Annotated in this window: 14 protein-coding genes; 11 read left to right on the plus strand and 3 right to left on the minus strand. The window is 67.2% G+C overall.

All coding sequences use genetic code 11. The features are described from left to right. Positions 1 to 296: 296 nt before the first annotated feature. A complete protein-coding gene (locus tag AC5P8Y_RS06670; protein WP_005412097.1) occupies positions 297 to 1,913 on the minus strand; it encodes an EAL domain-containing protein in 1,617 nt (538 codons plus the stop codon). Positions 1,914 to 2,143: 230 nt separating this feature from the next. Between AC5P8Y_RS06670 and cycA the strand changes: the two genes are divergently transcribed. Then, the gene (cycA, locus tag AC5P8Y_RS06675) at positions 2,144 to 3,517 is read left to right on the plus strand and encodes a D-serine/D-alanine/glycine transporter (protein ID WP_049433473.1); all 1,374 of its coding nucleotides are present in this window, start codon (positions 2,144 to 2,146) and stop codon (positions 3,515 to 3,517) included. A 225-nt stretch (positions 3,518 to 3,742) separates the two neighbouring features. Then, a complete protein-coding gene (locus tag AC5P8Y_RS06680; protein ID WP_049433474.1) occupies positions 3,743 to 4,519 on the plus strand; it encodes a lytic transglycosylase domain-containing protein in 777 nt (258 codons plus the stop codon). Positions 4,520 to 4,567: 48 nt separating this feature from the next. Here the strand turns inward: AC5P8Y_RS06680 and AC5P8Y_RS06685 are convergent, their stop codons facing one another. Beyond that, positions 4,568 to 6,088, minus strand: coding sequence for a tetratricopeptide repeat protein (locus AC5P8Y_RS06685; RefSeq protein ID WP_049433475.1), 1,521 nt, complete (start codon positions 6,086 to 6,088; stop codon positions 4,568 to 4,570). Positions 6,089 to 6,253: 165 nt separating this feature from the next. Here AC5P8Y_RS06685 and AC5P8Y_RS06690 point away from each other — a divergent pair, with 165 nt between their 5' ends. Then, the gene (locus AC5P8Y_RS06690) at positions 6,254 to 8,335 is read left to right on the plus strand and encodes an NHL repeat-containing protein (RefSeq protein WP_111108512.1); all 2,082 of its coding nucleotides are present in this window, start codon (positions 6,254 to 6,256) and stop codon (positions 8,333 to 8,335) included. Here the strand turns inward: AC5P8Y_RS06690 and AC5P8Y_RS06695 are convergent. Continuing rightward, entirely contained in the window at positions 8,313 to 8,726 is a 414-nt protein-coding gene (locus tag AC5P8Y_RS06695) for a YciI family protein (protein WP_049403440.1), read from the minus strand. The two genes, AC5P8Y_RS06690 and AC5P8Y_RS06695, sit on opposite strands and share 23 nt — an antisense overlap. A 730-nt stretch (positions 8,727 to 9,456) precedes the next feature. Here AC5P8Y_RS06695 and AC5P8Y_RS06700 point away from each other — a divergent pair. The 8 genes from AC5P8Y_RS06700 to AC5P8Y_RS06735 all read left to right on the plus strand — a co-directional run bounded on the left by AC5P8Y_RS06700 (position 9,457) and on the right by AC5P8Y_RS06735 (position 15,666). Continuing rightward, positions 9,457 to 9,870, plus strand: a complete 414-nt coding sequence (locus tag AC5P8Y_RS06700; RefSeq protein ID WP_033833692.1) for a YciI family protein — start codon at positions 9,457 to 9,459, stop codon at positions 9,868 to 9,870. A 67-nt stretch (positions 9,871 to 9,937) separates the two neighbouring features. Beyond that, the gene (locus tag AC5P8Y_RS06705) at positions 9,938 to 10,360 is read left to right on the plus strand and encodes a VOC family protein (RefSeq protein ID WP_005407887.1); all 423 of its coding nucleotides are present in this window, start codon (positions 9,938 to 9,940) and stop codon (positions 10,358 to 10,360) included. 36 nt (positions 10,361 to 10,396) lie between these two features. Next, a complete protein-coding gene (locus tag AC5P8Y_RS06710; protein WP_005415091.1) occupies positions 10,397 to 10,807 on the plus strand; it encodes a VOC family protein in 411 nt (136 codons plus the stop codon). A 24-nt stretch (positions 10,808 to 10,831) separates the two neighbouring features. After that, positions 10,832 to 11,188 (plus strand): DUF1428 domain-containing protein, encoded by a 357-nt coding sequence (locus AC5P8Y_RS06715; RefSeq protein WP_005407889.1) that lies wholly within the window; start codon positions 10,832 to 10,834, stop codon positions 11,186 to 11,188. Positions 11,189 to 11,233: 45 nt separating this feature from the next. After that, a complete protein-coding gene (locus AC5P8Y_RS06720) occupies positions 11,234 to 12,496 on the plus strand; it encodes an RNA polymerase sigma factor (RefSeq protein WP_049402666.1) in 1,263 nt (420 codons plus the stop codon). Positions 12,497 to 12,603: 107 nt separating this feature from the next. Next, positions 12,604 to 13,800, plus strand: coding sequence for a hypothetical protein (locus AC5P8Y_RS06725; protein ID WP_033833696.1), 1,197 nt, complete (start codon positions 12,604 to 12,606; stop codon positions 13,798 to 13,800). Continuing rightward, positions 13,791 to 14,891, plus strand: coding sequence for a hypothetical protein (locus AC5P8Y_RS06730; protein ID WP_005407892.1), 1,101 nt, complete (start codon positions 13,791 to 13,793; stop codon positions 14,889 to 14,891). The genes AC5P8Y_RS06725 and AC5P8Y_RS06730 overlap by 10 nt, the downstream gene beginning before the upstream one ends. 97 nt (positions 14,892 to 14,988) lie before the next feature. Beyond that, positions 14,989 to 15,666: a hypothetical protein gene (locus AC5P8Y_RS06735; RefSeq protein WP_005407893.1), complete on the plus strand. Its 678-nt coding sequence runs from the start codon at positions 14,989 to 14,991 to the stop codon at positions 15,664 to 15,666. Positions 15,667 to 15,668: the final 2 nt, after the last annotated feature.

Raw genomic sequence — 15,668 nt, forward strand, 5'->3', positions numbered from 1 at the left:
GAGGTGCCGGCCAGCGGCCGGCACTACCGTGGTCCCCGCCATCCACGCATGGCGTGGATCCACCGAGCGCAGCGACCCGCGTTTGCTTTTGCCTTTTCCCGTTGATTCCGTGGTGGGACGCTGCAGGAACCTGTCAGAGGCCGGGGCGGTCGGATTCGCGGGGGTGTCCGCGGCATGGATGCCGCGGCCAAGCCCCCATGGACGGGTTTACGGCGTCCCCCGCGAACCCGACCGTCCCGGCCAGCCCTGGGATAGCAGTACGCGACCCACCACGAGGGGCTCCGCCGTTCGCCGTCCTACTCCACTCCCTCACGCTCGATCGGCACGCTGCGCGGATTCTGCATGTGCTCCCGCGCCGCGCCATAGCGCTGCTGCCGCTTGTGGTGGAACGCCACGAACTCATCCCGTGGCAGCGGCCGCGAGAACAGCCAGCCCTGCGCGAACTCGACCTTCCGGGTATGCAGGTACGCCAGCTGTGCCTCGGTCTCCACGCCCTCGGCCACCACCCACAGGCCCAGCTCCTTGGCCATGTCGATGATGTGCGGCGTCACCGGGCTGGTCGCGCTCTCGGTGCCGATCGCATCGATGAACGACTTGTCGATCTTCAGCGCATCCAGTGGCAGCTGCTCCAGGTACTGCAGGCTGGAGAAGCCGACGCCGAAATCATCGATGGCCACGCTGTGCCCGGCCCGACGTGCCTGTGCCAGCATCGTGCGGGCGCGGTCCAGATCGAGGAAACCGCGTTCGGTGGCTTCCATCCAGATCTGCTGCGGCAGGATGCCGCTGCCGGCCATGTGCTTGGAGATCATCTTCAGCGCACGGCCGCTGCTGATGTCTTCGGCGGCCAGGTTGATCGCAATGTGCGCGCTGCGGTCGGCCACCAGCAGTTCGCGCATGTCGCGCACCACGTTCTCGATCACCAGATCGGTGACTGCGGCGATCATGCCGGCCTCTTCGGCCAACGGAATGAACAGGTCCGGCCGCACCTGGGTGCCATCCGGGCGCTGCCAGCGCACCAGCGCCTCGGCGCCGACGCAGATGCCGGTATCCAGTTCGATGATGGGTTGATAGTGCAGGTACAGCTCGCGGCGGCGGATCGCCGTGGCCAGCTCGCCGCGCAGGGACAGGCGGCGACGCGACAGCCAGATCACCAGGCCGGCACCGATGGCGGCCAGCAGAACGCCGATCGGCACGAACAGCCAGGCCTGCTGGCGGAAGGTCGCGGCAAGCGCGGTACGCGGCGTGGTTGCGATCGCCAGCCACTCTTCGTTGCGCGCGGTGGCGTACAGGGTGTTGTGGTCCAGGCCCTCACCGGGCGCGCGCAGCAGGGTCTCCAGCAATGCCGGATCCATGCCGTCCTGCCTGGCCAGGAGGCGGCCGTCCGGGCTGGCCAGGGCAAGGCGCACGTTCGGGTCGGCGATGACATCGACGAAGCGGCGCGGATCGACCAGCACGTCGTAGTTGCCATACAGGATCGACAGGACCTGGCGCCGTCCGCTTGCCTCGGGGCGCACATCCACGGCGATGCCGGCGCCATCACTGGTGACGTGGTCGGACCTGGGCTGGTTGACGTCGGACAGGAACGGGCCCCACGACGTGCAGCGCAGCTTGCCACCCTCGAAGTAGCCCATCTGGTCGACCGACGGCGAGGTCATCACCAGCGTCTGCATGCGCCGGATGTGGTCCGGCCCGCACGGATCGTAGGCGCCGGCTTCGGCGGACTTCAACGCGGCCAGCGCTTCCAGGTAGGACTGGTCGGCGCGGCGCAGGGTGCGGCCGGCGATGTCGCGCAGGCGCTGCTGCTCGACACTGACCGCACGGTCCCAGGTGGCATAGGCCATCACCGCGATCGGCACGGCTGCGGCCAGCAGCGCCAGTGCGGTGCCGCCGATGATCACGCGCAGCCGGCTCATGGCCGGGGCTCCAGCGGGGCGGGCAGGGCAGGGCGCATGGTCGGGCCGATCCTTGGGCAGGTGCGGCTATCTGAGCATGGCGCCGGGCCGGGCGGAATGGGATGAATCCGGTATTCGGTCACATTGTGATGAAAGCGGCGAAGTTTGACGGGATTGGCCCATCCGGCGCTGGCGCTCCGGCCTGTGGAGGACTACCGTCGAACGCTTCGCCCGCCCTTTTGCCCGCGCCCATGACCGAGCCCGCAACGCCCCCCGAGCACCTGCGCCGCAGCCTGTCCAACCGCCACCTGCAACTGATCGCCATCGGTGGTGCCATCGGCACCGGCCTGTTCATGGGCTCAGGCAAGACCATCAGCCTGGCCGGCCCGTCCATCGTCTTCGTTTACCTGATCATCGGCGCGATGCTGTTCTTCGTGATGCGCGCGATGGGCGAGCTGCTGCTGTCCAACCTGCAGTACAAATCCTTCATCGATTTCTCCACCGATCTGCTCGGCCCCTGGGCCGGCTTCTTCTGTGGATGGACGTACTGGTTCTGCTGGATCGTCACCGCCATTGCCGATGTGATCGCCATTGCCGCCTACGCGCAGTTCTGGTTCCCCGGGCTTGACGCCTGGAAGCCGGCGCTGGCGTGCGTGATGCTGCTGCTGTCGCTGAACCTGGTGACGGTGAAGCTGTTCGGCGAAATGGAATTCTGGTTCGCGCTGATCAAGATCGTGGCGATCTGCGCGCTGATCATCACCGGCGCCGGCCTGGTGGCGTGGGGCTTCACCTCGCCCAGCGGCCACACCGCGTCGCTGTCGAACCTGTGGAACGACGGCGGCATGTTCCCGATGGGCCTGGTCGGTTTCTTCGCCGGCTTCCAGATTGCGGTGTTCGCCTTTGTCGGCATCGAGCTGGTCGGCACCACCGCCGCCGAAACCGCCGACCCCGAGCGCAACCTGCCCAAGGCGATCAACTCGATCCCGGTACGCATCATCATCTTCTACGTGCTGGCGCTGATCGCGATCATGGCCGTCACCCCGTGGCGCCAGGTGGTGCCGGACAAGAGCCCGTTCGTGCAGCTGTTCGTGCTCGCCGGCATCCCTGCCGCCGCCAGCCTGATCAATTTCGTGGTGCTGACCTCGGCCACGTCCTCGGCCAACAGCGGCATCTTCTCCACCAGCCGCATGCTGTACGGCCTGGCCGAAGAGGGCCACGCCCCGCGCGGGTTGTCGAAGTTGTCACGCGCTGCCGTGCCCGCCCGCGGCCTGCTGTTCTCGTGCCTGTGCCTGCTCGGTGGCACGCTGCTGATCTACCTGATTCCGAACCTGGTGACCGCCTTCACCCTGGTGACGACGCTGGCCACGGTGCTGTTCATCTTCGTCTGGTCGCTGATTCTGGTGGCCTACATGGCCTATCGCCGTCGCTACCCGGAGCGCCACGCTGCCTCGATCTTCAAGATGCCCGGCGGTGTTGCCATGTGCTGGGCCTGCCTGGTGTTCTTCGCCGCCGTGCTGGTGCTGCTGAGCCTGCAGGCCGACACCCGCCAGGCGTTGATCGCCAGCCCGGTGTGGTTCGTGCTGCTGGGCGTGGGGTATTGGGTGCGTCGGAGGACCGCGAGATGACCGGGGATGCGGGGGCGGCAAGGCCGAAATCGGGAACGTCGGAAGCGTCGACTGTTAGTCGACTGCTCTCCCGTGGGCTTCCGGAAAACCCCGCGCTGCGCGCGATAGTCGACTGACAGTCGACTCTACCGCCGCCGGCGCCGGTGCCCGCGCGGGTGCAGGGCGCAGCCCTGCCGGCCCCCATTCACCCAACATTAGCGGGCGCGGCCGGATGATCCGGCCGCCATGTCCCGTCACCCGCTCCTGCTTGCGCTGTTGCTGCTGCCCAGCCTGTGGCCCGGGCTGGCCGCCGCGCGCACCGTCTACCGCTGCGTGCAGGGCAACACCGTCAGCCTGGCCACCGCGCCGGAACCCGGTTCACGCTGCACCCCGAAGGAAATCGACGACAACGCCATCCAGACCCCGAACCTGTGGGGCAACATGGGCGTGTTCAGCGGCGTGCTGTACGAGCGCGAGCAGGATGGCGCGCTGGTCTACTCCACCCGCAACCTGCCCGGCTCGCGGGTGTTCCTGAAGTTCACAGTGGCCACGCCGCCGGGCGAACCTGCCCACGAAGGCCTGGGCAAGGTCGGCAAGCCGCAGTTGGCGCAGCACGCCAAGCAGTTCAAGGCCGCGGCCAAGGCCACCGGTGTCGATGACGCATGGCTGCGCGCGATTGCCCATGCCGAAAGCAACTTCGATGCGCTGGCGGTCTCGACCAAGGGCGCACAGGGCGTGATGCAGTTGATGCCGGAGACCGCACAGGAATATGGCGTGCGCGATCCGTTCTCGCCGCAGCAGTCGATCGAGGGCGGCGCGCGCTACATGCGCGCGCTGCTGCGCCGCTACAACGGCGATCGCCCGTTGGCGGCGGCCGCCTACAACGCGGGCATCGGTGCAGTCACCCGCTACAAGGGCGTGCCGCCCTACGCCGAAACCCTGGCCTATGTGGACAAGGTGATGGCCCTGTACGCACGCTACCGCGAAGCGATGGGCATCCGTACCGAGGTGCCAGCCCGCTAGGCGGAAGGTGTAGTGCCGAGCCCACGCTCAGCGCCACAGAAAATCGGCTCAGCGCGAAGTGGAAGCGCTGACCAGGTCGTAGCGCTCAATGCGGCCGACGCGTGCCACCTCGGCCTGCACGTCGGCGCGCTGCTTCAGCGCACGCCAGGCCGCATCGATCTTCACGTCACCGGGCAGCGAGGGGTAGGTGCGCATGTCCTGCAGGGAGGCCAGCGTCTCGCCACGGTCGGTGGGGGAGCGCAGCTGTTCGATCAGCACTGCGGCTGCGCCGTCCAGGTTGCCTTCGTCCAGCAGCATCTCGCGATGGAACAGGCGTGCGTCGTCGCGCTGGGCAAGGATCACCGAGCGGGCGGCTTCCACTGCCTGGGCATCGCCGCGTTCGCGGGCGGCAGCGAACTGCAGCAGTGCCTGGGCCGCCTTGCCGTAACCGGCCAGGCCTGGCATGTCATTCACTGCGGCAGCAGCGTCCTGCATGCGGCCCAGCGAACTGAGCACGAAGCCGACGTTGAACTGGTGCTCGGCACCATCCGGGCCCAGCGCACCGATGCGTGCGGCCAGCCTGGCTGTGGCCAGCGCATCGTCGGTACGGCCCAACCGGCGCAGCGCCGTAAGCCGGCTGTTGAGCAGCCATGCCACCCATTCGGCTTCCGCCGCCGAGGGCGACTCACCTTCGGCCGCCGCACCGGCCATGCCATCGGTCAGTGCCAGCACTTCCTCGTTGCGGTCCAGCATCAGCAGCGTACTGCTGAACTCGGCCATGCGTGCGTCCAGCGCCCGGTCGAGCAGGCCGGAGACCCGCAGTTCGTCGAGGTGTTTCTGTGCAGCCTGCACCGGATCGAAGCGGGCATCGGCGCGGTCGACATAGCGATCAAACCGCTTGTCACTGCGCAGGCGGATGATCTCGGCGGGGCCGGTGATGCGCGCCAGCGTGGCGGGAATCCTGTCGCCACGGCCGTTGTCGGCCTGCAGCGTGGCCAGTGCCAGCCACAGCCCGGTGGGTTCCAGGCCGCCGCTTTTCCAGCCGTTGTCGAACAGCGCCTGCAGCAGTTCCATGCGCTGCTGGGGCTGGTCCCGCAGGCGGAACTGCAGGTAGTTGATCGCGTGGTGGTCCATCGGCAACGGCGCGTCGGCATGCTTCAGCGCCTGCACCAGGTGCTTCGTGGCAGGTGCCGGTTGGTTCTCGGACAGTTCCACCGAGACCAGGGTCAGCAGTATCTGCGCGTCGTCCGGCAGTGCTTCCTGTGCGCGCTGCAGGTAGCGGCGCGCCTGGTCCGGCTTCTTCTGCACCATTGCGGTCCAGCCGGCCACCTGCGCGGCGCGGCCGCGGTGTTCGGCATCGAAGTCATCCAGCATCGGATCTTCCATCAGCCGTTCCATCGCGATCAGCGCGCCCAGCGTGTTGCCACTGCGCGACTGCTGGATGGCTTCATCCCATCGCGTGGCATAGGCCTGGTGCATCGCATCGGCGGTGACGGACGGCTTCTGCGGTACCACCGTGATCGAAGCAGTGGCGGATGTGCTGGCCAATGCGGCAATCAGCAGGGCGGCGACGGGGAGGATGCGGGGCATGGAGGATTTCCATCCGTGGGAACCGCATTGAACCCGCTGCAGCCAGCGAGAACAAGCGCGGTGGATGGAACTCTGGCGTTTGACCGCACGATTGACCATGGCGGATCGTGCGTTCAGCGACTATTGTCGGTGCCTCTTCGGACAGCAGGCAGGCAGCGCAGCACGATGGCACGGTGGCAATGGATGGCGGCAGGCGTAGCATTGGCGACGGTAGTGGCATTGGCCGCAACCTGGTGGGAGACACCGCTGCATACGCTGGCTGAACCGGCGGGTCCGGTTCCAACGCCGCTGGCGTGGACCGCGCAGATCGAACCGCTGGCCGGCGATGGCCACCCGGGTGACCGCGATGGCGCGTCCGCGCAGGCACGCTTCGCCGATCCCTATGCGTTGCTGCGCAGTGCCGATGGCAGTGTCTATTTCACTGATGCCGGTGATAACAACCGGATCCGTCGCCGCCTGCCCGATGGCCGCGTCGAAACGGTGGCCGGGCAGGGCGAGGGGCGCGTTGATGGCCCGGCACTGCAGGCCAGTTTCAACACGCCTTCGGGCATTGCCGCCGACGCGCAGGGCAACCTGTATGTGGCCGACACCGGCAACCATGCCATCCGCCGCATCGGCACCGACGGCCAGGTGACCACGCTGGCCGGTGGTGAACAGGGCCACGTTGATGGACCTGCCGCGCAGGCGCGCTTCGATGCGCCGATGGGCATCGCAGTGGATGCGCAGGGCCAGATCTACGTGGCCGACACCTTCAATGACCGCATCCGGGTGATCGGCACCGATGGCAACGTGCGCACCCTGGCCGGCGGCGATCGGCCGGGCCTGGCCGATGGCACCGGCGCCGCTGCGCGCTTCGATACGCCGGTGGCGCTGGCCTTCGACGCGCAGGGCGCGCTGCTGGTGGCCGACCTGTTCAACAACGCGGTGCGCCGCGTAGGCGCCGACGGCACGGTGAGCACCGTGGTCGCCGCCGGTGGCGTGATCAATGGGCCGATGTCGCTGGCCACCACCCACGATGGCGTGCTGTACGTGGGCGATCTTGATGGCCGCATCGTGCAGGTGACGCCGCAGGGCCACCAGATCGCGCTGGTCGGCAATGGCCGACTGCCGCGCCTGGCCCGCCCAAGCGGGCTGGCGATGGATGCCGATGGCAGCGTGCTGGTGGCCGACGCCGCCAGCTACCGCCTGCATCGCCTGCGCCCGCTGCCGGTGGGCGAACTGCCGGCACCGGCACTGGTCGGCCCGGCTGCCGATGCGGCGTTGCCGGAGACGGGCGGCCGCTGGCCGCTGGCACCGCAGGACGGCTGGCATGAAGTGGTCGGTACGTTGGGTGAGGTGCGCGGCAACTTCACCGGCGAGAGCCGCCACCACCTGCATGGCGGTTTCGACGTGCGCGGTGATGTGGGCCAGACCGTACTGGCGATTGCCGAGGGCAAGATCAGCAGCCCGGTGGCCGCCTGGAACCTGGGTGAGCAGGCCGAGGGCCTGGCGGTGGACCGCCTCAAGTACATCCACATGCGGGTCGGCCGCACCCCGCGCGATGAGCCCTACGATGCGCGCTGGCAGGCGTTGTATGACGAGCAGGGCAAGCTGGAGCGGATGCGCGTGCGGCGCGGCATGCGCATTCACGTCGGCGATCGCCTGGGTAGCATCAACAACCAGGCGCATGTGCACCTGGCCGTCGGCACCGGTGGTTTCGAGACCAACGCCGTGGCACTGGGCTTCCAGAACTACGCCGACCACTTCGCACCGCGCATCACCGATGTGGCGTTGCTGGACGACAACGACCAGCCGATGGCCGCAGGCAGCGATGGCGTGGTGATGGTGGCGCGCCAGGGACGCGGTGTGCAGATCGTGGTCGAAGCCTGGGACCAGGTCGACAACAACCTGCCGCGGCGGCGCCTGGGCATGTACCAGGTGGGTTACCAGATTCTCGATGCGGGCGGCCAACCGCTGCAGGGCTACGAGCAGCCACGCTGGAACATCGTGTTCAACCGCATGCCGCCGCAGCGGGAAGCGGTGCGCGTGGCCTACGCACCGGACAGCGGCATCACCGTGCATGGCAGCGCGGTGACCCGCTTCCGCTACCTGGCCACCAACACCGTGCGCGATGGCCTGATGGAAACCGGGCGCTGGCAGCCGGCGGCGCTGCCGCCGGGCGAGTACATCGTGCGCGCCAGCGTGCGCGACTACAGCGGCAATGAAGGCATCGGCCCGCGCGAGATCAGGGTACGGCTGCTGCCGTAGCCGCAGCCGCAGCCGGCGCGCCGCAGCGTTCGCGCTCGGCGTCCATGTCTTCCAGCGGCCGCACTTCGATGCTGCCGAAGCGTGCCCAAGGGAAGTCGCGGGCGATGCGCATGGCTTCGTCGCGGTCGCGGGCGACGATCAGGTTGAAGCCGGCCAGCAGTTCGCGGGTTTCGGCGAAGGGGCCATCCAGTACGCGGCTGTGGCCATCACGCACGCGCAGGGTCTGCGCGGTGTCGACCGGCTGCAGCTTCTGCGCGGCCAGCAGCGTGCCTTCGGCCTGCAGCTTGTCGGCATGGGCCAGGCAGTCGCGCATCAGCGCGTTGAATTCTTCGATGGGCAGGGCCTGCAGCAGGGCAGGCTCGATGTAGATCAGAAGAAGATACTGCTGCATGGCACGGTCCTGGCGGGGGCGGAGTGTCCATGATCGCGCAGGTTTGCGCACGGGCATGTTGCAGCGCGGGAGGCGGCGCCTTCGGCGGGGATCGGCGAACGGCGGAGCCCCTCCGTGGTGGGGTTGGGTTGGTCGCTGAAAGCTGGGTTTCTGGCGGTTGGCCGGGTGGGTAGGCGGGTCGGGGGACGCAGTAAACCCGTCCATGGGGGCTTGGCCGCGGCATCCATGCCGCGGACACCCCCGCCCCGCCTACCCACCCGGCCTTGGACAGATCTCTGCAGCTGATCCACCACGGAAAATCACAAACAAGAGCAAAAGCGGGTCGCTTCGCTCGCAAAGCCGAGGCCGCCAGCCAATCGCCGTTGTTTTTGCTTTTGCTTTTGCCTTTTTTCTTGATCTTCCCGTGGTGCGTGCCGGAGGCAGGAAACTGTCCAAGGTCGGGTGGGGAGGCAGGGCAGGTGCGTGAGCCGCATGGATGCGGCGACCGAGCTTACATGGACGTACTTGCAGCGTCCCCTGCCCTGCCTCCCCACCCGGCCAAACCCATGAACCCGAGCTTTCAGCGACCAACCCAACCCCACCACGGAGGGGCTCCGCCGTTCGCCGACCTCCGCCGAAGGCGCGCTTTCCGCGCAAGAAAAAAATTTCCAACAGACGTGTCGATTCCCAGCCCCCTGGTTCGTTGTACCCAATGAAGGGCACGCGCCACGCGTCCCCACGGGAGACCGCAATGAAAGTGATGGTGATCGTGAAGGCCAACGCCGACTCCGAAGCCGGCCGCATGCCCAGTGAACAGGAATTGTCCGAAATGGGCGCCTTCAACGAGCAACTCGTGGCCGCCGGCATCATGCTGGCCGGTGAAGGTCTGCACGCCACCCAGCGCGGCCGTCGCATTCATTTCGGCGGCGGGGCACCCAAGGTCGAGGCCGGTCCGTTCGGTCCTGCCAGCGAACAGATCGCCGGCTTCTGGCTGTGGGAGGTGCGGTCGCTGGACGAGGCCGTCGAGTGGGCCAGCCGTGCGCCGTTCGGCAGTGGCGGCACGCTCGAACTGCGTCCCTTGATCTCCGCCGAAGACTTCGGTGAAGCCTTCACCCCCGACTTACAGCAGCAGGAACAGCGTCTGCGTGCACAGCTGGAAGGTTGACCCGATTCATCTCCCTGCCGGGCACGACCCGGCACTACTGCCCTGAACCGCACAACGGAGTATTGCCATGAAACTGATTCCCTTCCTCGGCTTCAGCGGCCAGGCCCATGAGGCGATGGCGTTCTACGCCAAGGCACTGGGTGGCCAGGTCACCTCGGAAATGAAGTACCGCGACATGCCGCCCTCCGATGGGTCGCCCGGCTGCAACGAGATGCCGCCGGAAACCCTGGACCACGTCGCGCACAGCCAGCTGGAAATCGGCAGCGCCATCGTGATGGCGGCCGACGGTCCCGGCGGTGGCGAGGGTGGCTCGACCACCATCAATGTCGACGTCGACAGCATCGAAGAAGCCGAACGCGTGTTCGCTGCACTGGCCGAGGGTGGCCAGGTGCAGATGCCGATTGCCGAAACGTTCTGGGCGCACCGCTGGGGCATGCTGATCGACCGCTACGGCAAACCGTGGATGGTCAACTGCATGAAGCAACCCTGATTCCTCTCTTTCTTTCATCCACAAGGAGCTTCACCGATGAGTGCACCGCAACCGCAGATGATCTTCGTCAACCTGCCTGTGCAGGACCTGGAAAAGTCGAAGGCGTTCTTCACCGCGTTGGGCTACAGCTTCAATCCCACCTACACCAATGACGATGCGGCTGGCATGGTCATCAGCGAGAGCATCTACGTGATGCTGCTGACCCAACCTTTTTTCCAGCAGTTCACCAACAAGCCGATTGCCGATGCGCACACTCACACGGAAGTGATCAATGCGCTCTCGGCCCCCAGTCGCAAGGCAGTTGACGAGTTGGTGGACAAGGCACTGGCCGCAGGCGCCAGCGAACCGCAGCCGGCGCGCGACTACGGCTTCATGTACCAGCGCGGCTTCCAGGACCTGGATGGCCATCTCTGGGAAATCGCACACATGGACGGCGAGCCGGGCTGACGGCCGCCGCAAGGGAGAACCCTCATGGCTTACGTGGATGCTTACGTGCTGCCGTGCCCACAGGACAAGGTGGCGGCCTACCGCCGCCTTGCCCGCAAGGCCGGTGCGGTGTGGAAGGACCATGGCGCGCTGCAGTACATGGAATGCGTGGCTGACGATGTGGAACCGGGCAAGAGCACCTCGTTCCCGCGTGCGGTCAAGGCAAAGCCCGGCGAAACGGTGATCGTCGCCTTCGTGGTGTTCCGTTCGCGCGCGGCGCGCGACCGCATCAACGCCAGGGTAATGGCCGACCCGCGGCTGGCGTCGCTGGGCCCGAAGGACATGCCGTTCGATACCAGGCGCATGTTCTGGGGTGGCTTCAAGCCGATTGTTGAAGCGTGAGCTGTGGCGCTTGTGCGGGCCGGGCCTGCGTGCTGTGATCGGCGCATGCCCGATCCCGCACTGACGCAGCGTCTGGAAACCCTCTGGCGGATGGAGTCGCCGGTGTTGATCGCGCGCCTGGCGCGGCTGCTCGGGGGCGATGTCGGCCGTGCCGAGGAGCTGGCCCAGGACACCTGGCTGGCCGCGCTGGAGCGCTGGCCGGAACAGGGCATCCCGGACAACCCCGGAGCCTGGCTGATGACCACTGCGCGCAACCGTGCCATCGATGTGCTGCGCCAACACCAGCGGGTGGCGCAGCAGCATGCGCAGTGGGGCGAGGAACTGCACCCAGCGGCGCTGCCGGCACCGGATGACAGCCAGGCGCTGGAGGATGACCTGGGTGACGATCTGCTGCGGTTGATGTTCGTGGCCTGCCATCCGGTGCTGCCGGCCGATGCGCGGGTGGCACTGACCCTGCGCCTGCTCGGTGGCCTGACCACCGTCGAGATCGCACGTGCGTTCCTGCAGCCCGAGCCGACCATCGCCCAGCGCATCGTGCGCGCCAAGCGCACCTTGGCGCAGAAGCAGGTGCCCTATGAGGTGCCGCGCGCGGACGCGATGCCCGAGCGGCTGGCTTCGGTGCTGGAGGCGATCTACCTGGTCTTCAATGAAGGTTACGCGGCCAGCGCCGGCGATGACTGGATGCGTCCGGCGCTGTGCGAGGAAGCACTGCGGCTCGCACGCATCCTGGCGCACCGGCTGCCGGTGCCGCCGGTGCTGGGCCTGCTGGCACTGATGGAACTGCAGGCATCGCGTGCTGCGGCACGGACCGACGCGCAGGGCGCGCCGGTGCTGCTGGACCAGCAGAACCGCGCGCGCTGGGACTGGCTGCAGATCGAACGCGGGCAGCAGGTGCTGGCCCGCGCGCTGGCCGCCGGTGGTGCTGATGATCCCTATGTGCTGCAGGCGCGCATCGCCGCCTGCCATGTGGCTGCGCGTCGGGCTGAAGCCACCGACTGGCCACGTATCGCTTCGCTCTATACCCAGTTGCTGCAGGTGATGCCTTCGCCGGTTGTCGCTTTGAATCGGGTCGTGGCGGTGCTGCGCAGCGAGGGCGCGTTCGCTGCGTGGGCGCAGCTGCAGCCGTTGCTGGTGGATGCGCGACTACGCGAGTACGCGCCCCTGCAGGTGGTGCGCGCGGAGATACTACAGGCGCTGGGGCGCGACCTCGACGCACGTGACGCTTTTGCCGAAGCCGCCAGACTCAGCCAGAACCAGGCGGAGCGGGGCCTGCTGCGCCAACGGGCCGGACTGCCGCCCCAGGAGTGACTGCGACGAACGCAGCACTTGTCGGCAGGCGCCTGAGCGGCTATGTTTCGCGCCCAGCGGACGCATCAGCGTCCGCATTCCGTGCGTATTGACCGAGGAGCGGTTGGATGTATTCAAGGACGAAGAGCGCATCGCGCGCTTTTGCGCGCCTGCTTGCCTGTGCCCTGTGCCTGGCCGTGTGGCCGATGGCCGCGCAGGCGGCTGACAAATCGCAGCAGGCCTACTGGGCCGGTTTTGCCTATACCGCGGATGCCGCTGCCGTGCAGGCGACCACGCCGCATGCGCATGCCGTGCTGGAAAAGCGCGGCCTGATCCCGCTGAACCAGACCCTGGCGCAGGCGCTCAAGCGCCGGCCGCCGGCGAACCTGGAGCTGATCGACCAGCCGGTGGCGATGCTCGACGGCACCACCAGCGCGACTGTGCTGGCCGCCGCACTGGACCGCGAACTGGTCTCGGTCGAGCCGATCGGCAACCAGTACAAAGTGCTGGTGGAAGTGGCCCTGCAGGCACTGTTCTTCGATTTCCGCGAGCGTCAGGTGATCGCGTCCTATCCGCTGACCCTGCAGCGCATCGACGTGCAGGATTACCGGCCGGACAACGACGATATCGACGCGATCGTCGCCGATCTGCTGTACGGCAGCGCCGATACCAGCCTGTCGCAGGTGCTGGCCGCCAGTCTCGCCCAGGCCAAGCTGCCCGATGCCGCCGTGCGTCGCCTGCAGGTCGGTGGCGTAACCCTGTCCGACGCGGTCCGTGCCAAGCTGCCTGACCCCAAGTGGGAAACCCCGCTGCGCGCCACGCTGGCCCATGAACTGTCCAAGACGCTGTCGTCCAATACCGGCGTCGGCCTGCTGCCGCCGGCCTCGGGTCAGGCGATCGGTGGTGCGATGGCCGCCCGCTTTGCCGACGGCAAGGTCTACCAGCTGAAGATTCCCGAGCCGGACTACGTCATCACTGTGCAGGTCGATGCGCTGAAGAACGGCGTCATCAATGAAACCCCGGCGATGAAGACGATGCTGTTCGGCGCATTCTTCACCGCCAAGGTGACCGAGCCCTTCTCCGGCAAGGTCTATTTCGAACAGCCGCTGCGCAAGGGCGCCACCAAGGTGGTGCCGGTCACGCAGTGGCAGGTCGACCAGTGGTCGGCCAGCTACGAAACCCTGCTGGCCGGCTTCGATGCCTTCGCCGGCGCCGCCGCCAAGCGTGCCGATTCGCGCGCTTGGCTGGACGAACAGAAGCCGGGCGGCCGCCCGTTGCAGCAGCAGACCCAAGCCCTCCAGGAGTTGATCAAGTCATGTCGTTGATGCGTACCATCCTGCTCATCCTCATCGCGCTGGTGGTGGCCTCCCCGGTCGCCGCGCAGACCGCGAGTTCGCGCGGTACCGGTTCGGCCAGCTACGGTCTGCGCCTGAGCGCCGACACCCGTGCCCAGGCCCTGAACAAGGCCAAGGTCAATGCACTGGAGGCGTACATCGCTGAAACCGGTGCGGCCAAGCTGCGCCTGTTCGAAGCCCGCCGCGCCGAGTTCATCGGCGAGATCGACCGTTATGTGCTCAGTGCCGTACCGCTATCGGACACCGAAGACAAGAAGGCCAAGACCTACACCGTCACTGTCCGCGCCGAGATCAACACCACGCTGCTGCAGACCAAGCTGGACGCAGGTTCGGCCGTGGCCGGTGCCACCGCCGCGCAGCGTTCGCTGCTGACCTTCCTGTTCATGGCACGCTCGCAGGACACCGTGCAGTCGTTCCAGGACAAGGAATACCGTCGCGTCGACGCCAGCAGCAGCTACAGCGAGAACACCCGTGAAGGCGACAGCTTCCGTGGCAACTCGGTCAGCACCAACGGCAGCATCAACCAGAACGGTTCGGTGTCGGTCACCAGCGGTGGCAGCACCACCCAGCGCAGCGACAACATCAGCTGGAAGGTGGCCAACGCCGCTGAAGTGAACACCGCGATGACCGGTGCCTTCAGCGCCGCCGGCTACGAAGTGGTTGAAGCCGAGTACGTGGAAGGCGAATCGCGCGGCCTGCTGAGCATCGAGCGCATCCGCAAGGACTTCAGCACCGGCAACGACCTGTCTGCCGCCACCCTGCGCGATACCGCCAACGGCATCCGAGCGGCCAACATCCCCTACATCGCAGTCGGTACCCTCGACGTCGGCATGCGCGACCGCGATCCGGCCAGCGGCAACACCCGCGTGTTCGTCACGGTCACCGGCAAGGTGCTGGACGTGACCGGTCGTTTCCCGCGCACCGTGTCGTCGGTGGGCCCGGTGCAGTTCTCCGGCACCGGCCCGAATGAAACCGTGGCCCGTACCAATGCCCTGCAGCTGGCTGCCGAGAAGGCCGCCCAGCAGATGATCAACGAACTGAACGTCAAGGCAGTCCGCTGATACGCCACCCGGTGGGTGCCGAGCTCGCTCGGCATCGCGCTGGGGTTACCGATTCCCACGTGCCGCTTCGCGGCCGTCTCTCCCAAAGGACACTCATATGATCCGCAATACCGCTCTTGTCGTGGCCATCGCTGCCGCCACCCTGTCGATGCCGGCCCACGCGGGCCTGGGCAAGCTGAAGGACCTGGCCGGTGCCGCCACCGGCACCTCCAGCAGCAGCGCCTCCAACGCCGCCGCTCCGGACGAAGCCGCGCAGGAAGCGCTGGTGCGTCGTTTCGTCAGCTCGCAGTCGCACTCGCTGCAGGCCCAGACTTCGTTCGCCCGCGCCTTCGGCCTGGCCGAGCAGGTGCAGCTGCTGGAAGCCGAGCGCCAGGCGCTGTCGTCGGGTTCGGTCAGCGTCGATGCGATGAAGAAGTCGGTGTCGGTCAGCGAAGCTGCGCAGGCCGCGATCAACGAGCGCCAGGCCGCTCAGCCGGAACTGAACGCTGAATCCAAGCAGCACTACGCCGAAGGCCTGGTCTCGCTGCTGGCGTCGGCAGCCGAAGCACAGAAGCTGGGCGGCGAAGCCAGCAGCTTCACCGCCGGCATGAAGAACCTGGGCGCGACCCAGCTGGCCACCGTTGGCCGCAAGCTGGCAGCGGGCGCATGGGTGGCCAAGGAATCGCCGGGCTTCATCCAGGGCTTGTACGGTTCGACCAAGTCGGCCGTGACCTTCGCCAGGAAGAGCAAGGTGAAGGTGCCGTCCAACGCCGACTCGATGCTCGACTCGATCTGATC

This window comes from Stenotrophomonas sp. YJH_SMC_12-1, assembly GCF_059370935.1.